Here is a 17,436-nt window from a genome sequence, read left to right on the forward strand (position 1 = left end):
TACATTTGGAGAACTAACAACAATCTATACCTATGAAAACCAAATTAGCGTATGTCATGATGCTTGCTCTATCCATTTCCTGTAATAATGAATCCACGGCAATGAGTACCATTGAGGCAAGAAAGAGTCCTGAAGTTTTAAATTTTGAAAGGTCTGTCAAAAGTCTTTCAAACCCTGAAAACCGTGCCACTCCAGAAGAGATCAGACATCAGAAATCTCTGGAGCTTAGTGACCGCCGTAAAGATATCCTTATTCCGTCTGCATTGGAACTGATTAAATCTACCGGGGCTAGTGACCAGGAAATTACCAATACGACCCATGGAGACCGGGATAAAATCCTTACCTGGGCAGTAAAAGTTTACAATGACAAGATCAGCAAGACCAACTCCATTCCTCAAAACTAATCAGCATGAAAAAAATATTTACCCTAATTCTTGGTTTAAGTACAGGTGCTTCTGCCTTCGCACAGAACGGCTCGGGAAATCTGCATATATTCAATGACAATACCAATCACAGCCTGGATCTGAGTTATACGATTTTTACAACAACGGTGAACTGCGCCAGTGGTATGCAGGCCCTGTCACCATCCACAGTATTGCCACCCGGAGGGTTCACTACATATACTACATTTGCAGCTTCTACGTCTACATCTAACCCGCCACATCCTTATCCTATCGATTTGTGGTCAGGTGGTGCAGCGAACCAGATTCCTCCGGTAGTAGCAACGGTAAGCCGATGGCATTACATTAAGTTTTCACTCAGGGATCCTAATAATCCAGGCCCTATGATACCTACCTTAGGCGGATCGATCGGATTTTTCCAAAACTGTAATCCGTCGATGCCTACGATACTGGATGTTAACAGTTCTGCAAACGGAGTCAACTATACTCTTCATGCAGAAGCTGTGACGTTTGGCGGGGATATGTGGATTACCACTCAATAATCTGAACATATTGTATACTATACATTAAAAAGCCTGGTAATATATTGTATTATCAGGCTTTTAATTATCTGCTGTTCTATGGACTCAAAAAACTACTTTCCCATATAGATATATCCGGTTTTTCCGGACTTAAAAACGACTTCTATTCTGTGATAATCATCCACTTCATATGCATCAGCCTGAAGTATTTCTTCTTCAGTGACTTCAAAGAGCATTCCCTCCACTTCATCTTCTGTATTATCTGAAAGCTGTACAATGGGATGGTATTTCTGATTGCTTTTGCGTAACACTTCGGGGTCCGTAATTTCGATATGATTCAGAATATATCCCACCAGAATTTCTTTATGCCCACTCAGAGCCCTTCCAAAAGTTTCAAGCTGCACCTGCTCCATCTGCAGGGTTCCGTAAGAAAAGAGATAAGGCATCAGATATATTTTTCTATGATTGGCATTGCGGTTTCGGCCATTATTCCATATCCTTTTTCGTTGGGATGAACACCATCTGCAGAAAGCAGAATCTCTTTATCTTTGAAAAAAGCTGAATAAAAATCGATGTAGGTCAGTGAATCTTTGTCTGCAATATCCTTAAGAATATGATTGTAACGAATCACTTCTTCATTGGATCTTAGTTTCCCAGAATTGACAATCACTCCATCAATTTTTTGGGAAATGGGAAGAATACTGATCAGGTAAATGTCATCAGAAAATTGCTTTGCCTGTCGAACTGCATTTTCGATATTCTTTTTAAATTTTTCAGGATCCACCATCTGTCTCCCATTTTTTGCAGCCAGATCATTAGCTCCATAAGCTATAAAAACAAGATTACCGTCCGGAGAGTTCCTGGCTGTTAATTCATGGGGCATCCGTTTCATCAGTCCTTCTGTAGTTTCACCTCCGATACCGAGATTGAACAGGATAAGCTCATCACCGTCCCCCCTATGAAACTGCTGCAGGGCATATCTTTTGAGGATATCTACCCAGCCGCCAAACACTCCATCATATTCTCCATAAGTGATGCTGTCTCCGAAGAACAGCCCGTATGTAATTTTCTTCATGTATTAATCAATTCTTTCTGTTGACCTTTAGTCGCGTAAAATTAAGAATAAAGGTATGTAAAATGTGATGCCCACGTAAGACCCTATTGACAATATGATATTGCTCGTTACCGTAGGATCAACGTAATATTGTGATGGGATCGTATAATTTCAACCAGGATATCAAACAGAGTTTGTCCTTTTCCTGTATTCAGATCATTAAGTTTTTGCTTCATCAGCTCTATATTGAAGGGCTTCCCTTGTGTTATTTTGTTCTGATAAAAAGCACGGGTTGCCCTATCCCCCAGGTCTTCCTGTGACTTCTCCGATTCTTCCCACACCATGTCAATTTCCTCATTGTTTTCAAAGACTCCGAAACCTCCATAAAGGATATCGTCAAAGCCATCAAGGGTTCCTACCTTCCAATCTGTGTCTTTCATCATTAGCCTGGAAACTTCATCATAGAAACCTCTCAAAGATGAAAAATGACCGCCATGGATGACGATCATTTTTCTGTTATTCTTATTTGAAGTATTCAACACCGTTTTTAAATATATTGTGATAATTCGCAGTAGGTATATTTTTCATCAGACCGTCTGTAAAACGTTCCGGGTGTCCCATTCTTCCATAGATCTTTCCACATGGGCTGGTAATTCCTTCAATTCCGAACAATGAATTATTCGGGTTGAACGGCATTCCATGGGCAATGTTTCCATCAAAGTCGATATATTGGGTCGCTACCTGTCCGTTTTCGTAAAGTTTTTTGATTTCTTCGTCCGAAGCCATGAAACGTCCTTCACCGTGAGAGATCGGAATGGTAAACGTCTGATCTTTCATTCCTTTCAGCCACGGACTTTCGTCATTCACCACTTTTACAGTGACCATCTGAGAAATATGTCTTCTGATAGCATTGTGCGCCAGAGTTGGTGAATTCTCATCCAGATCCTTGATTCTTCCGTAAGGCAGCAGCCCTGATTTTACAAGGGCCTGGAATCCGTTACAGATCCCGATAATCATCCCGTCTCTGTCTAACAATTCGTGCACTGCATTTCTCATTTTCTCGTTTTTCAGAACGTTAACAATGAATTTTGCAGACCCATCGGGTTCATCACCTGCCGAGAAACCTCCTGAGAACGCTAAGATCTGTGAGGTTCTGATCTCTTCCACCCAAGCATCAATGCTATCTTCCAGCAGCTGATGACTGATATTGATTAATGGCAGGCTGCTGACTACCGCTCCTTCTTTCTGAAATGCATTCAGGGTATCGTACTCACAGTTTGTTCCGGGGAATACCGGAGCAAAAACTTTCGGTTGGGCAATACCATGTTTTTTAATGATAATATTTCTTGGATTGATAGAGTTTTGAGCTGCATCAATATCAACGGTAATTTTTTCTTTTTCCACGGTTGGGAAAAGAGCCTCAAATGTACCTGTATTGGCCTCCTGCAGATCCATAATACTGAATTCGAGATCGTTGATCTTTACAACACCGGAATCTTTCACTTCACCGATCAGTTGAAGAGCCGTTGAGCTTACTTCTTCTTTTACTTCGATGATCAGGCTTCCTATATTCTTTGCAAGAAGCGCTTTTTCTTCCGCATTGATCTCTGCTCCCAATCTGTTTCCAAAGCTCATCTTTGCCAATGCCACCGCTACTCCACCTTCTTTCACTGTTTTTACGGAAACAATTTTTCCGGTTTTGATGTGTTCGAAGATGAATTCAAAAACTTCTTTTAAAGCATTATAGTTGGGAAGGCCATTTTCCTGAGGAATATGATTGAATAAATACAGCTTATTGCCTGCATTTTTAAATTCAGGAGAAATGATATTCTGCTTGTCACCATTGGCACAAGCAAAAGAAATCAACGTAGGTGGAACATTCAGATCCTGATAGGTCCCACTCATGGAGTCCTTCCCTCCAATGGCTGCAAGGCCCAGGTTGATCTGAGCATCATAAGCTCCCAACAGGGAAGCTAAAGGTTTACCCCATTTTTCAGGAGACTGACCCAGTTTCTCAAAATACTCCTGGAAGCTTAATCTTATATTCTTATAATCTCCCCCCATGGCAACGATCTTTGCAACACTTTCTACCACTGCATAAGACGCTCCCAATAATGAGTTTTGTTTGGAAATTTCAGCATCGAATCCCCAGCTTGCCAGAGAAACAGTTTTGATATCTTTTGCTCCCAGAACGGGTAATGTCTGAACACTTCCCTCCATCAGCGTCTGCTGATATTTCCCACCTAAAGGCATGGCTACTGTTGTTCCTCCAACTGAAGAGTCAAACATTTCCAGCAACCCTTTTTGGGAAGCAACATTTTTATCTTTTAGTATATTCAGGAAATTGTCTTTCGTGAATGCTTTGGCTTCTTCTTTTACTTCTTCAAGGTGGTTGATTTTTACCACCTGAGATTTTGAACATCCGTTGGTATCCAGAAATTCTCTTGAAAGATCTACAATTTTATCTCCTTTCCAGAACATCTGCATTCTTCCGGAGTCGGTTACTTTGGCCACTTCTACCGCAACAATATTTTCCGCTTCACAGAATCTGATAAACTGATCTTTATCTTTCGGGTCTACCACTACGGCCATTCTTTCCTGAGATTCAGAAATGGCAAGCTCAGTTCCGTTCAGTCCTTCATATTTTAAAGGCAATACATCCAGGTTCACCTCCAGGGAGTCTGCAATTTCACCGATAGCAACAGATACACCTCCTGCACCAAAGTCATTTGATTTTTTGATCAGCTTTGTCAGTTCAGGATTTCTGAACAGCCTCTGAATCTTACGTTCCTCCACAGCATTTCCTTTCTGAACTTCAGAGCTCATGGTGTGGATAGAGGTTTCATCCTGCTCTTTCGAGCTTCCGCTGGCACCACCAACACCATCACGGCCGGTAGCCCCTCCTAAAATAATAATGGAATCTCCATTAGCCGGCTTCTCGCGTCTCACCCAGTCTACCGGTACAGCACCGGTAACGAAACCAACCTCCATTCTTTTGGCCTTATAGCCTTCATCATAGATTTCAGAAACCATTGTTGTTGCCAGACCGATCTGGTTACCATAGGATGAGTACCCGTTGGCAGCCTGCTTGGTAATGGTTTTCTGAGGCAATTTACCTGGCAATGTTTGGTCTACTGATTCTAAAACATCAGCGGCTCCTGTTAACCTCATGGCCTGGAATACAAAAGATCTTCCGGATAACGGATCTCTGATGGCACCTCCCAGGCAGGTTGATGCTCCCCCGAAAGGTTCAATCTCCGTAGGGTGATTGTGGGTTTCATTTTTGAACAACAGATACCATGGTTCTTTTTTACCATCATATTCTGCTTCAATCTGGATGGTACAGGCGTTGATCTCATCTGAGATCACCAGGTTATCAAGATTTCCGGTTTTATGGAAATATTTACCACATACCGTAGCCAGATCCATCAGGGAAATCGGCTTCAGCTCACGGCCTAAGAATTTTCTTTTTTCGATATAGTCATTGAAAATGGTTTCCAATGTATGTTTGAACTGTCCTTCAAACTGAATGTCTGACAGCTGTGTTTCGAACGTCGTATGACGGCAGTGGTCACTCCAATAGGTGTCTAATACTTTCAGTTCTGTTTCCGTAGGGTTTCTCTGTTCGGTTCTGAAATATTCCTGAATAAATTTCAGGTCATCCAGTCCTAACGCAAAACCATGATTATTGTAAAAATTCTCGAGTTCAGCATCATTATAACTGATGAAGTTTTCGTGGATGATTACTTTTGACGGTATTTCATCGGCAGGGATATCCAGAATGGAAAGATCTTTTTCCTGAGACTCTACTTTGTTGATAAGCAAATCCTTGATCTTTACCAAATCGGTATCGGATACTCCTTCAAATTCGATCAGCTTTCCACTTCTTACTTTTGATTTCTCATTTTCCGTCAGCAAAGCAATACATTGTTCTGCAGAGTCTGCTCTCTGGTCATACTGACCTGGCAGGAACTCCATAGCGAAATGGATGCTTTTTGCAGGGTTTTCTGTATGTAAGATATCCGTAACAGGATCTACAAAAGTATTATTTACTACTTTTTCGAATTCTCCTTCATTCAAATTGAAAATGTCATACACATTGTAGACCTTTACGCTTTGAACCTCCGGAACAACTGCTTTTACTTCATCAAAAATTTTTGGACTTTCCACATCGAAAATTCCTCTTTTTTCTACGAAAATTCTTTTGTTATTAGACATTAGATGTCAGATTTTAATATTAGATTTATTTTTCTTTTACTTTCTGAGTTCAGCGCACCTGTCAGATGATGATCCTATGTTCTTTCTATACCGGCCGCTCTTTTTTTGGTGTTGTCAGCACCTTTATTTTGGAGTACAAATTTACTCTTTTTTACGTTCTTTACCCTCAATCTTTTTCCTATAATATCAGTGACAGGTTATTATCTTTGGTACCGTCGTTATTAGATGCATTTTTAGAGGCTCCTATCCATTCTTCTTTATTCAATACAAATTTGAAAGAATAGATTTTTCCCTTTTCAAACTGAGATACCGGGATCTCCAATTCATAACGGTTTTTATCCTTTTTTACCATTTGATATTCCTTATTTTCAGGATTCCAGTTATTGAAACTTCCTGCTACGAAAAGATCAGCGTCTAAATTTACAGGATGTGTATAAGAGAAAACCACTTTATCTCCTTTTACGGTATATCCATATACCTGCTTCTTATCTGACGTTGAAGTAAGATCCTCCACCAAGCTGGTGGTCCCGTCATAAAGCTGACCAAATGTTTCCGGTCCGTTAATATTTACAATAATACAGACTCCAATATTCAAATCGGGAAATACGGTAAACAAGCTATTTATTCCATAGGATCCTCCATGCTTAAATCCTCTTTTCCCATATTTTGTGATCATGTATGTATCCCAGAAATATCCAGACCAGCCTTCTTTGCTGTTGTCTATATTTCTTTGAGACTCCTGTACTATTTCATTTTCTGAATCCAGCTCTTCTTTCAAAAACTTCATCATATCTCCCATTGTAGATTGGGTTTTGGCACCTCCTGCGCCCCATAGAAGGCTTTTCGGGACCGGCATCAGTCGGCCATTATTATGATATCCATTGGCTGGTACGTCATTTTTTCCAAGTTCAAGTTTGGTATGAGTCATCCCGTTTTTTGAAAAGATGTTTTCTTTTAAAAGGGTTTCATAGCTTTTTCCATATATATTTTCCAACATAAGGCCTGTCATTTCAAGACTTAAATTGCTGTATTTATATTCTGTTCCGGGCTTCATATCTAATCTGACGTTTGCCAGATCTTTTTTAAAGTCTTCTTTTGTATATCCTTCACCAAGTTTCTCATACAGAAAAGGAGTTTCATCCGTCATGTTTTTCCTTAATTCATCATCAATGGGAAGGTTTCTAGGTAAAGCAGTCTTATAAGAGATCAGGTCACGCACTTTAATCGGAACTCCGTTATATTCTAAGTTTGGATAGGAACCTTTCAGATATTTTCGTACGTCATCATTAAGATTTACTTTTCCCTCCAGAACTGCCTGAGCCAATAACTGACCTGTAAAAAGCTTAGTGATGGAAGCAATGGCAAAGTAAGTGTTATTGTCTGCCTTATTTCCTTTTCCTTTGTCTATCTCGCCAAAGTGTTTGGTATACATTTTTCCGTCTTTAATAATCCCGACAGAAACAGAGTATGCTTTGGACTCTTTTGCAACCTTCTCAGCTGCTGCATCGATGATTGAGTAAACCTTTTTATCAGTTTGTGCATGATTCTTCACAAATGCTAAGGCAAAGATCAGTACGAATATGCTCTTTCTCATTAAATTGAATTCAGGTTATGGGTTAAGTTTGTTTGGGTTATCAGAATGTTTTTTCTGAAATTGTTTTGCTTCTTTCATTTCATTTTCAAACCATTCTTCAAAAGGAACTTTTTTCTCAACATCATCAATGGCATAGAATATTTTGCCATTATCAGAAACCAGAAATTTAAAGCGGTACAACATTCCAAGATCCTTTTTTCTGTAATCATAGGTATTCACCTGATAGTATGGAAAATTTTCCTTAGGTCTTTCTACAATCTCAAAAAACAGTTTTTTCTCATTCTCTGACAACTTATTGTAAACGTTCACATAGTAAAGATCTGAAAGTTTCTTATTCTGTTTCTCAAAAAACTGAAGGATATTTTTTTCTTTGTCATTGTACTGAAAAGGATTCGGATAATACTTTCCGTTGATCTCCACATCATTTTCAGAGTATTTGGTAAGCGGCTGTACGGTTTGCCCTTTAGCATTCATGACGCCCCAGGTTCCCCCTACGATAGCTTTATGCTCAGCATCTGTTTTTTCCCAATCACAGCCATCACAGAAAGAGGCATATCCGTAATTGAAAAAAGAGGCAAAGTTGTGTTTGGGTTCAATCACCGTTTTTCCATTTCGGTCTGCAAAGCCAAATTTCCCGTCTTTAACAAACCGTCTTACTCCTTCCGAGAAGTAATCCGGACCATTGTCATACAAAAATGGCTTATACAGAAAATTTCCCTGCCTGTCATACACGTATCCCCATGTATTTTTCTCATAGGCCGTTCCTACTTTCTCACCGTCGAATAAAATGGTCTCTCCCTCTACAGGATCGCCGTCTCTGAGGTATCCATAAATCTTAAATTCTGCAGGAACAATAATCTTTCCTGCTTTATTCTTTACGCCAACCAGAGAGTCTCTGGTTTTGAAATAATGTAAAATTTCTTTTCCCTGGGAAAAAGAAAGAATGGGGATGAATACAATGGCTAATAGTATTTTTTTCATAGCAATCCTGATGGAAATAAAATATGCAGCCCCAAAGGACTGCATATTGTTTTATACTTTAAGATCAGCCTCTAATCCTATAAGGTCTTTATTCTGGTCCAGAATCGGCTGTACTTCATTTTTAATGAATTCTTCCGTCTGGATGGGGGCAAACCCGATAAAGTTCTTAGGATCTAAAACTTCTTTTAATTTTGATTTGTCTAATTTCAAAGAATCATCATTTAAGATTCTTTCGATCAGGTCATTTTCTTTCCCTTCTACTTTCACTTTCTTGGAAGCTTCCATAGAATGTACTCTGATCACTTCGTGGATTTCCTGACGGTCACCACCGGCTTTTACTTCTTCCATGATTATGTACTCAGTTGCCATGAAAGGAAGTTCTTCTTCAATATGCTTGTTGATTCTGTTCGGATACACAACGATCCCGTTCATGATATTGTTCCAGATCAATAGGATGGCATCCACTGCCAGAAATGCCTGAGGAATTGTTAATCTTTTGTTCGCAGAGTCATCCAGTGTTCTTTCAAACCATTGTGTGGAAGCTACCATTGCAGAACTTGTTGTCAAAGACATTACATATTTTGCCAAAGCCCCGATTCTTTCGCTTCTCATCGGATTACGTTTGTAAGCCATTGCCGATGAACCGATCTGGTTTTTCTCAAACGGCTCTTCAATTTCCTTAAGATTTTGAAGTAGGCGTAAGTCATTGGTGAATTTATGAGCGGATTGAGCAATATTTCCCAATAAAGCAACCACTTTAGCATCAATTTTCCTATCGTACGTCTGTCCGGAAACTCCGAATACTTTTTCGAATCCGAATCTTTTTGAAAGTTCTTTATCTAAGTGCTTCACTTTAGAATAATCACCATTGAAAAGTTCAAGGAAACTTGCGGCAGTTCCCGTGGTTCCTTTTACGCCTCTGAAACGAAGTGTTTCCAGGAAGAAATCCAATTCTTCGATGTCAAGAACCAAACTCTGTAACCAAAGGGTAGCTCTTTTTCCCACTGTAGTCAGCTGAGCCGGCTGGAAGTGGGTAAATCCTAAAGTCGGAAGATCTTTATACTGAATGGCAAAGTCTGCCAGGCCTTTGATTACATTAACCAATTTTTTCTTTAAGATTAAAAGCCCGTCACGGATCTGAATAAGGTCCGTATTGTCTCCTACAAAAGCTGAAGTCGCTCCCAAATGGATAATTCCCTTTGCTGAAGGTGCCACATCACCATAGGTGTGAACGTGCGCCATTACATCATGACGGAATTTCTTTTCGTATTCTGCGGCTTTATCGTAATCGATATTTTCTGCTTGTGCTTTCAGTTCTGCAATCTGCTCATCTGTAATTTCAAGACCAAGGTCTTTTTCGATCTCAGCTAAAGCGATCCAAAGCTTTCTCCAGGTACGGAATTTGTTATTATGTGAGAAATTAAACAACATTTCTTCACTGGAATAGCGCTCTTCCAATGGATTTTTGTAGGAATTCATTCGTTCTTTTACTTTTTAGATGTACAAAAATACGGTTTTTCAGTGAGAGATAAAAATCCTGTTTTCATGATTTTTCTACCGCTTTTTTACCGGTTTTTTATCGATCTGGAATGATCACAAAAAAATGTTATCCCTATTTGAGATAACATCTTTTGTTCATTGTCCCTGTCAGATTAATCAATAAGTCCGCATGGTGATCCTACAGGAATACATTTTTTCACGAATGAGCACCAGAAGTACCCGGGTAAACACATCGGAATACCTCCCTGCATTGTTTTCAATTCTTTTTTTGAAAGTTTTTTCAGATTTTTCATAGTTACATTTTTTAGTTTTTCCTACTCTATTAGCTTTTCGGATACTGCTTTAATTTGTTATAGCAATATACCTATTTTTACATAAAAAAAACATAAAATACTGATATAAAAAACCTTACCTACCCTATATCCTCCTAATATGAGCTCATCCACGGCCAAAAACAAAAGCTATCCCATTTCTGAGATAGCTTTTATCTTTATCCTGCTCTTCTTTTCTCTCCAAATCCATGCGTACAGATAAGAATACCATCAGCCATAACGATCTTTCAAATAATTGATCTACCGATAAATGACCACATCATCTTTTTTAATCTGATAACCGGTTTTTTTGTAAGGCATTAAGACGTAACTTTCTTTGATATAGCTACCGCTTTTCCAGATTTTACTCTTTCCTTCTCTTTCCAGAATAATACTTTTCGCGATCCCGTCCGGAATGAAAATTTCAGCCCGTTTCATATCTCTGCTGAAAAGAACAGCCGTCATTGAAGTATAACTTTTGTCAGCATTCACTTCTTTTAATTTGATTTTCTGTTTGAAGACTTTAATACAGTCATTCTTAAGTTGTGAATAGGTATATCCTGCAGAACCCAGACATCCATGTACATCCCTGTCACCACCCACAATAGGTGCTTTCTGCTGCGCAAAAGCTAAAGAACTCAGGAATAATGTGCTCAATACAATAAATTTTCTCATATTTTGATTTGTTAATGTTTTCAGTTGGTAAAAATTAGTTATTAATTAACATCCAAGTTACAAAAAAGTCACTGTATAATGAATAGATGATGTCTTTTATTTTCGGTTTTAGTCTTTGATATTCTAAAAAAAAATTATTGTTCACCAATTTTTATTTGCTTCATATCATAGAAAATTATGTGTTGATTATGCTTAAGATTCTTTACTTTAATCTCCAATTCTGAACACCAATAATTGTGTGGAGGTAGCTGCTAAAGTCATCCCAGCACCCATACAGTTCCCGGATTGACCTCTACCCAATTGAATGCTCCAGTTTCTGCCCGCCGGCACCGTCGTTGCATAGGTGACAGTTCCTCCGTGAGAGGATGCAGCGCCTTGTATATGAGATGCTGTATTATGAATTCTTGTCGATCCGCTATTAAGAGGAAAATCAATAAAATAAGAGCTGACTGTACATCCGGCAGCATTATGGGTTCCTTCATAGATAAAGGTCAACTGATAGGTACCTGCAGGAAAAGTAATGGTATTCCCGGCATAAGTTAAACCAGGAATGGAGTTTTTTACCAGCGACATAGGAACGGCCTGTGAGCCTCCTATTCCCTGTCCGCTTAAAAAATCACTTTGTGCAGTTTCCAACCTGAAAATAGCAGGTATGGGAATTGATAAACTACCCAATGTCCCTATTGTTTTTAAAACACCATTCGTGTCAGCAACAACCAAAGGATCCGTGGCTGCGACTCCTGCAGTAAGCCCCTGCAAACGTAATGGATTTGTTGCATTAATATGCAACTTATTTGTAGGCACTGTAATTCCTATTCCCATATTCCCTGCAGCTGTCACCGCAACATCATTGGCCTGCTGGGTAGCATTAGGCGCACCTGTTGCGGGATTATCCTTAGCCCCATCAATATTGAAAACACCTTGTGGATTATTTGTATTAATACCTACTTGAGCCGACAAAGCCGTACCTAAGAAAAGCAACACCACCAGATAGTAATTTATTTTTATCATTGTCTTTATTTTTTAAAGTATTGTATTTTAATTTTAAATCGAGTGCCAGATTAATAAGCCTTTAATTCCGATTAATAAAATTTATAATATTATTATAAGTATAAGCTTAATCAACTTAATTTCCAATCCTCAGCACAAGAAGTTGTGTCGAAGTATTTTTTAAATCCATACCAGCTCCGCTGCAATTTCCCGAAGGCCCTCTACCTAACCGTATCTGCCAGGTTGTATTAGCGGGAACAGCGGTAGAATAGGCAATAGCGCCCCCATGATTGGAAGTACCCCCTTGATTGTGTTCGGCAGTATTAACAGTTCTGACCGTCGATGCATTTAAAGGAAAATCGACCAGATAAGAGCTGATCGTACAACCCGTTGCATTGTGAGTCGCTTCATACACAAACGTCATTTGATAGGTACCTGCAGGAAATGTAATGGTACTAGTGGCTGCATCATAAGACATCCCTTCAATAGAGTTTTTGATCATGCTCATAGGAACCACCGATGAACTTCCTTCAGCAATACCATTTAAAAAATTGGCCTGTGAGTTTGCAAGTCTGAAAATTGCTGCTGTAGGAATTGAGAGCGAGTTAAGGGTTCCTACCGTTTTCAAAACTCCATTTGCATCCGCAACTGTCAGAAGATCTGTCGACATTGCTCCTGCAGTAAGCCCCTGCAAGCGTAATGGATTGGTCCCATTGACATGCAATTTATTAGTAGGGGCAGTAAGCCCTATACCCATATTTCCTGCTGTTGTTACCGCAACATCGTTGGCCTGTTGGGAAGCGTTGGGAGTTCCTGTTGCAGGGTTATCTTTCGCCCCATCAATATTAAAGACACCCTGGGGGTTGCTTGTATTGATTCCAACTTGGGCACACAAATTCATACTTAAAAAAAGTAAGATTGCTGTTATAAAGTTTTTTTCAATCATTTTTCTTTTAAAATATTTAAAATCATCATTATCCTGATATAATTAACATTATTTAGTAAACATTTTCAAAAAAAATGCCAAACTATTTATTATATTTTTAAAATGATACATTTTTTTGCCTTATCTGCTTGGACAAATGAGAGTTATTAACCGAACCATAAAAATATGTCTCCCACTTTAAATTTCAAAATTTACTTTGCAATTCCTTCTAAAGACGTTTCCGGAGTAATATGATCAGCCTACTGAGTGCATTGGAAGATCACTGCAGGATTGTACTTCGCTGCAGCTAAGCAAACTGCTTAACAAATCCGTCTTTACTATCCATAATAAACAATTTTATTTTAAACTATTCAGCAGGGAAACTTCACTGTTTTCAGACAAATTAAAATTAGTGAATTTAGTTTGACAAACATCATTAAAAGAGTGAGCAAGCCATATTATTGAATATAATTGTACTTCTTATAAATCATAATCCATATTCCGAAGTGTTAATGGCTCAAAGTCGGGATGTTTTGCGCAGCGAGGTTTTAGTCTTATATATTTTTGAAAATTTACTGTTCAGCTGGTTTATTCTTTTCAACCTATTTCGAGAATATTTATTTCCTGCATGCTTTCAATATCATTTAAAGATCTGGTTTTTGAAAGAATGATTAATATATCCTGTGGAACAGCGGCCAATTTCAATGGTACTGTAGGACCTGCTACCAAATGATAATAAGGATCTAAAAAATTATTTACTACCGTTTTATCATATGAATAAAGTCCTTTTCTTGTCATGGAAATATAATCTTCTAGATATTTTTGATCAGCGCCTGAACGAAATACCTTAAGTAATAAACTATCTAATTTTGGATTGACTAAAACATCTGATATTTCAGGTAAATTCCTAAAATAATCGACCAACACCTGATAGTCGTCTTTGTAATCTGCTACTGAAATGGGTAACTTCCCACCCCCAGAAGCCATAAAACCAATGTATTTTCCATCTGTGAAAAACCAATCTATATCTAAACCTTGTTGTTCTATTTCTGTGTACATATTTAATTGAGTGGCTATTAATTCAGTAGGAATAGAGGGAGAGCTTTGCGCAGCTCTGGAATTATTGTAGCTTAACTCCTACTAGGGTTTGAAAGGTATTTTTATATTCTATCCTCAAAAATTTTATAGACCTTAAGTTTGAGATTTTTTATATAATCTGTACAACCTAATAATGTAGCTGTATATTCGTTATGCTTAGACTGAATATCTAAATAATAACTTTTATCAGGTTTAAGATTGTAAAAAATTCAATATTCAAAAGGCTCATTTCTACAATTATGGAATCTTTCTTTTTTAATATGATTAATCTTCTTTACAGTCTTCTAAATCTCTTGAGTAATAACCTTTTGGAATCATTTTTTCTGGATAGCTACGACTGTATAATTCATTATTTCATAGACATAAGTTTTACCATCAAAACCCTGTGGATCTATAATATAGTCACTATTTGTGTGATTAACTATTTTGTATCTATATGGCTTACTTGCATCAAGATACCTCTTCATTGATACGGCTGAATCCATGAAAAAAATATCAATATCTTTCCTATAATTTACTTTAACTTGAGAAAAATAAAATCCAAATATAAATATTCCGAAGAAGCAATAAAATGTTTTCATTTAGTATTATTTACTAGTAAGAAAGAAAAATTGTAGCTAAACCCCACGCTCTTCAAAGTCCCCTTACTTTGGAGGTTGAATTTCAAATATGTAATTAAATGCATTATTACTTAGTGGCTCAAAGTCAGGAGACTTTGCGCAGCGGGGTGTATGCCTTCATGATACCCAGTGTGTGAAAAAGCCAAAATTTCTTGTCTCGCTCTATCCGGAGATACTAGGACTTTACCAGTCCCAAATCCATAAGTAATTCCATTTACAACCTTCCATTTTTATCTGATATTTCACCATAATTATCTAATGTGTATCCATCGGTATTTTTACTTTTAAGGAATAACTGACTACAACCAGAAGCATAGTAGGATTAAATAGTATTTTGGTTTTGAGCTTTTGTAATGATCTTTTTTTTTCCTAAAAATCTTAATATAGCAGCTAATTTATATAAATCATAATCTACTATTTCTCGTTTACCTTTTAAAACTGCTTGCAAAAATGACCAATCATCAGCAAGACTTCCCATTGTTAAGCCGACAGGGTCTTTGTAAGCGTCATATAATTCTTCATCAAGGATATTCCAATATACATCTTCATCCAATGTAAAAGAAATCGCAATATCTAAGTTATCCAATTTAACAAGCAAGGTCTTTATAAATTCCCTGATGTCAGAAGTCTTTAATTCCATTTTATTATTTTCCACTAAGTATATTATTTATATTTTGATGAAACGTTTTTATTTCACGTTTTAAATGGTGAGTACGTTTTGAATAATTTTATTTTTATCAATTGATTAATGAAGACTTCACCTTTTGGTAAACTTCCCTATTTTAAACGTTTGTATCAAAAATAATATCCATCCCAACTTCCAATCTATTTACTTTTTGGTACAATATTACCTTTGTCATCGTATTTAAACTTGTCTTCCAGATTCTTGGGAATCAGAATTCTTTTAATCTCTTTCAGGAAAAATTTATTTATGTCTATTCCTGTTTTCGGTATTTCTATTTCATTTAAAATAATAAATCCTTGTTTTTCTAAGCAGTTAATAAACTCTTTTGGAAAGTAATCAACAGGAAAAACGATTTTTCCTGTCAAATAATAGGATCCCTTCTCAATTTCTGTAGTAGGATTGGATGCCTTATGAAAAACTCTCAAAGAAATATCTTTTTGAGTTTTTGGATCAATTATAATAGATGCCTTCTTATTTTCTAAAAAATATACTTCATTTTCATAGGAAAAGCCATATTTATTCTGAGTTTCTTCAATCAGGCTTTTACTAAAATTATGCTGATAATTAAAATAATCAATGTTATTTGATACCCGTACTTTTATATAAGTTTCTGGATCCTGGATTTTTAAAATTTCTGTTTTTATCTGAGCTGTCATAAATGCTGAGAAAAGAATAAACAGAATGTATTTAATATTGTTTTTATGTTATCGAGTTATTAAGCCTAACCAAAGAGTAAAACCGCCTATATAATTCTTTAAAATTGATGAAGCAGTTGTTGTACCAGCCATAAAACTAGCTGAAGTATGAGCAATAAATTCCGAAACATCTAAAGCTAACCCACGCTTTCCGAAGTCTCCTGACTTTGGAGGTTGAATTTCAAATACGTAATTAAATGCATTATTACTTAGTGGCTTATAAGCTACCACTGCCAGCGAAAATAAATGTTTTTTCATATATGTGTATAAACTATTCGTGTTTTAAATTGCTGGAAATTAAATATTTTCTACAATACAAGGCAATACTCTATCCCCATTCACTAAAAAACAAACAAAATACCTCTGCTTTTATAGTAAATTTTTAAATAATTCACTTTATTTAAAAATTATAATTCAAAGAAAAACCTAAATTAACTCTAAATACTTTACTAAATCCGTAGAAAAAGACAAGATCATTTCCCCTTAACTAATAGCTCGCCGGCATTAACCATAAAAGACTATTTGTTTTATGGTCGTTTTCAGGGTATCCTTTGTCAGATCATTTTTTACAAGCATTATACTTCATCCAATCTATCCGAGTGCATTTATTTTTGTCAATTGCTTCGGTCACAAAAATATTGTTAAGCAACGACAAAACCTGTCGTATTTACTGTAAACAAAAAAACCACTCTTTCGAGTGGCTTTCTATAGGGTTAAGCTTGATTTTATTTATAGATGACAACATTATCCTTTTTAAGCTGAAAACCGTTTTTCTTGTAAGGAACCAATACATACCCCTCATTTTTCCAGGCTCTAGCCTTTCCGGGTCTTGTAAGGATTATGCTGCCTCCTTCCGCATCTTTTACAAAAACTTCAGCTTTTTTCATGTCTTTGCTGAAAATAACTGCTGCGATATAATCTCCATTTGAGGCCACTTCTTTTAACTTTATTTTTTCCTCAAAAGTTCTTACACAGTCTTTTTTAATCTGCGAGTACGTATATCCTGCTGAACCGATACAGCCATGAGCATCTTTATCACCACCCAATACAGGTGTATTTTGTGCAAAAGCTAAAGTACCAAGGAACATGGCGCTAAGTAATATTGTTTTTTTCATGTTATTTTAAATTGTATGATAACTACGGGGATATCATTAAAAACCATGCCAAA

19 protein-coding genes are annotated in these 17,436 nt (G+C 37.1%); 2 read left to right on the forward strand and 17 right to left on the reverse strand.

Annotation, left to right across the window (positions count from 1 at the left end; all coding sequences use genetic code 11):
• Positions 1–32 precede the first annotated feature (32 nt).
• Together DRF67_RS01960 and DRF67_RS01965 are read left to right on the forward strand one after the other, a co-directional pair.
• Positions 33–404, forward strand: a complete 372-nt coding sequence (locus DRF67_RS01960) for a hypothetical protein (RefSeq protein WP_115926142.1) — start codon at positions 33–35, stop codon at positions 402–404.
• Positions 405–409: 5 nt separating this feature from the next.
• Positions 410–943 carry a hypothetical protein gene (locus DRF67_RS01965; protein WP_115926143.1) on the forward strand — a complete coding sequence of 178 codons (534 nt, stop codon included), beginning with the start codon at positions 410–412 and terminating at the stop codon, positions 941–943.
• Between the two features lie 92 nt (positions 944–1,035).
• Here DRF67_RS01965 and DRF67_RS01970 read toward each other — a convergent pair whose 3' ends face one another.
• The 17 genes from DRF67_RS01970 to DRF67_RS02045 all read right to left on the reverse strand — a co-directional run bounded on the left by DRF67_RS01970 (position 1,036) and on the right by DRF67_RS02045 (position 17,383).
• Complete coding sequence (locus DRF67_RS01970) at positions 1,036–1,368, reverse strand: gamma-glutamylcyclotransferase family protein (protein WP_115926144.1); 333 nt, start codon at positions 1,366–1,368, stop codon at positions 1,036–1,038.
• Complete coding sequence (locus tag DRF67_RS01975) at positions 1,368–1,997, reverse strand: SGNH/GDSL hydrolase family protein (RefSeq protein WP_115926145.1); 630 nt, start codon at positions 1,995–1,997, stop codon at positions 1,368–1,370. Before DRF67_RS01975 ends, DRF67_RS01970 begins: the two co-directional genes overlap by 1 nt.
• Before the next feature lie 107 nt (positions 1,998–2,104).
• Positions 2,105–2,518, reverse strand: a complete 414-nt coding sequence (locus DRF67_RS01980; RefSeq protein WP_115926146.1) for a ribonuclease inhibitor — start codon at positions 2,516–2,518, stop codon at positions 2,105–2,107.
• Positions 2,499–6,194: a phosphoribosylformylglycinamidine synthase gene (locus DRF67_RS01985; RefSeq protein WP_115926147.1), complete on the reverse strand. Its 3,696-nt coding sequence runs from the start codon at positions 6,192–6,194 to the stop codon at positions 2,499–2,501. Before DRF67_RS01985 ends, DRF67_RS01980 begins: the two co-directional genes overlap by 20 nt.
• Positions 6,195–6,372: 178 nt before the next feature.
• Positions 6,373–7,788, reverse strand: a complete 1,416-nt coding sequence (locus DRF67_RS01990; protein WP_115926148.1) for a serine hydrolase — start codon at positions 7,786–7,788, stop codon at positions 6,373–6,375.
• Positions 7,789–7,803: 15 nt separating this feature from the next.
• Complete coding sequence (locus DRF67_RS01995; RefSeq protein WP_115926302.1) at positions 7,804–8,769, reverse strand: WG repeat-containing protein; 966 nt, start codon at positions 8,767–8,769, stop codon at positions 7,804–7,806.
• A gap of 51 nt (positions 8,770–8,820) precedes the next feature.
• Positions 8,821–10,248 carry an adenylosuccinate lyase gene (gene purB / locus DRF67_RS02000; RefSeq protein ID WP_115926149.1) on the reverse strand — a complete coding sequence of 476 codons (1,428 nt, stop codon included), beginning with the start codon at positions 10,246–10,248 and terminating at the stop codon, positions 8,821–8,823.
• 173 nt (positions 10,249–10,421) lie between these two features.
• Positions 10,422–10,562: a bacteriocin-like protein gene (locus DRF67_RS21425; RefSeq protein ID WP_165851724.1), complete on the reverse strand. Its 141-nt coding sequence runs from the start codon at positions 10,560–10,562 to the stop codon at positions 10,422–10,424.
• Between the two features lie 279 nt (positions 10,563–10,841).
• Positions 10,842–11,255 carry a hypothetical protein gene (locus tag DRF67_RS02005; RefSeq protein ID WP_115926150.1) on the reverse strand — a complete coding sequence of 138 codons (414 nt, stop codon included), beginning with the start codon at positions 11,253–11,255 and terminating at the stop codon, positions 10,842–10,844.
• A 207-nt stretch (positions 11,256–11,462) separates the two neighbouring features.
• Entirely contained in the window at positions 11,463–12,266 is an 804-nt protein-coding gene (locus tag DRF67_RS02010) for a hypothetical protein (RefSeq protein ID WP_115926151.1), read from the reverse strand.
• Positions 12,267–12,381: 115 nt separating this feature from the next.
• The gene (locus DRF67_RS02015) at positions 12,382–13,146 is read right to left on the reverse strand and encodes a hypothetical protein (protein ID WP_123912695.1); all 765 of its coding nucleotides are present in this window, start codon (positions 13,144–13,146) and stop codon (positions 12,382–12,384) included.
• A 621-nt stretch (positions 13,147–13,767) separates the two neighbouring features.
• On the reverse strand, positions 13,768–14,229 hold the full coding sequence (locus tag DRF67_RS02020) for a hypothetical protein (protein ID WP_115926153.1): 462 nt from the start codon (positions 14,227–14,229) through the stop codon (positions 13,768–13,770).
• Between the two features lie 353 nt (positions 14,230–14,582).
• Positions 14,583–14,849, reverse strand: a complete 267-nt coding sequence (locus DRF67_RS02025) for a hypothetical protein (RefSeq protein ID WP_115926154.1) — start codon at positions 14,847–14,849, stop codon at positions 14,583–14,585.
• Between the two features lie 361 nt (positions 14,850–15,210).
• A complete protein-coding gene (locus tag DRF67_RS02030; RefSeq protein WP_115926155.1) occupies positions 15,211–15,543 on the reverse strand; it encodes a hypothetical protein in 333 nt (110 codons plus the stop codon).
• 170 nt (positions 15,544–15,713) lie between these two features.
• Positions 15,714–16,229, reverse strand: a complete 516-nt coding sequence (locus DRF67_RS02035) for a hypothetical protein (protein ID WP_115926156.1) — start codon at positions 16,227–16,229, stop codon at positions 15,714–15,716.
• Between the two features lie 48 nt (positions 16,230–16,277).
• Complete coding sequence (locus DRF67_RS02040; protein WP_115926157.1) at positions 16,278–16,526, reverse strand: hypothetical protein; 249 nt, start codon at positions 16,524–16,526, stop codon at positions 16,278–16,280.
• Positions 16,527–16,993: 467 nt separating this feature from the next.
• Entirely contained in the window at positions 16,994–17,383 is a 390-nt protein-coding gene (locus DRF67_RS02045) for a hypothetical protein (protein ID WP_115926158.1), read from the reverse strand.
• Positions 17,384–17,436: the final 53 nt, after the last annotated feature.

Origin of the sequence: Chryseobacterium pennipullorum (assembly GCF_003384725.1) — a bacterium.
In the GTDB taxonomy this organism is placed as follows: domain Bacteria; phylum Bacteroidota; class Bacteroidia; order Flavobacteriales; family Weeksellaceae; genus Chryseobacterium; species Chryseobacterium pennipullorum.

What these genes read in the sequence shown, in the direction of transcription:
- DRF67_RS01960 (WP_115926142.1), top strand. Translation starts at nt 33, where the DNA reads ATGAAAACCAAATTAGCGTATGTCATGATGCTTGCTCTATCCATTTCC.
- DRF67_RS01965 (WP_115926143.1), top strand. Translation starts at nt 410, where the DNA reads ATGAAAAAAATATTTACCCTAATTCTTGGTTTAAGTACAGGTGCTTCT.
- DRF67_RS01970 (WP_115926144.1), bottom strand. Translation starts at nt 1,368, where the DNA reads ATGCCTTATCTCTTTTCTTACGGAACCCTGCAGATGGAGCAGGTGCAG.
- DRF67_RS01975 (WP_115926145.1), bottom strand. Translation starts at nt 1,997, where the DNA reads ATGAAGAAAATTACATACGGGCTGTTCTTCGGAGACAGCATCACTTAT.
- DRF67_RS01985 (WP_115926147.1), bottom strand. Translation starts at nt 6,194, where the DNA reads ATGTCTAATAACAAAAGAATTTTCGTAGAAAAAAGAGGAATTTTCGAT.
- DRF67_RS01990 (WP_115926148.1), bottom strand. Translation starts at nt 7,788, where the DNA reads ATGAGAAAGAGCATATTCGTACTGATCTTTGCCTTAGCATTTGTGAAG.
- DRF67_RS01995 (WP_115926302.1), bottom strand. Translation starts at nt 8,769, where the DNA reads ATGAAAAAAATACTATTAGCCATTGTATTCATCCCCATTCTTTCTTTT.
- purB (WP_115926149.1), bottom strand. Translation starts at nt 10,248, where the DNA reads ATGAATTCCTACAAAAATCCATTGGAAGAGCGCTATTCCAGTGAAGAA.
- DRF67_RS21425 (WP_165851724.1), bottom strand. Translation starts at nt 10,562, where the DNA reads ATGAAAAATCTGAAAAAACTTTCAAAAAAAGAATTGAAAACAATGCAG.
- DRF67_RS02005 (WP_115926150.1), bottom strand. Translation starts at nt 11,255, where the DNA reads ATGAGAAAATTTATTGTATTGAGCACATTATTCCTGAGTTCTTTAGCT.
- DRF67_RS02010 (WP_115926151.1), bottom strand. Translation starts at nt 12,266, where the DNA reads ATGATAAAAATAAATTACTATCTGGTGGTGTTGCTTTTCTTAGGTACG.
- DRF67_RS02015 (WP_123912695.1), bottom strand. Translation starts at nt 13,146, where the DNA reads ATGAATTTGTGTGCCCAAGTTGGAATCAATACAAGCAACCCCCAGGGT.
- DRF67_RS02020 (WP_115926153.1), bottom strand. Translation starts at nt 14,229, where the DNA reads ATGTACACAGAAATAGAACAACAAGGTTTAGATATAGATTGGTTTTTC.
- DRF67_RS02025 (WP_115926154.1), bottom strand. Translation starts at nt 14,849, where the DNA reads ATGAAAACATTTTATTGCTTCTTCGGAATATTTATATTTGGATTTTAT.
- DRF67_RS02035 (WP_115926156.1), bottom strand. Translation starts at nt 16,229, where the DNA reads ATGACAGCTCAGATAAAAACAGAAATTTTAAAAATCCAGGATCCAGAA.
- DRF67_RS02040 (WP_115926157.1), bottom strand. Translation starts at nt 16,526, where the DNA reads ATGAAAAAACATTTATTTTCGCTGGCAGTGGTAGCTTATAAGCCACTA.
- DRF67_RS02045 (WP_115926158.1), bottom strand. Translation starts at nt 17,383, where the DNA reads ATGAAAAAAACAATATTACTTAGCGCCATGTTCCTTGGTACTTTAGCT.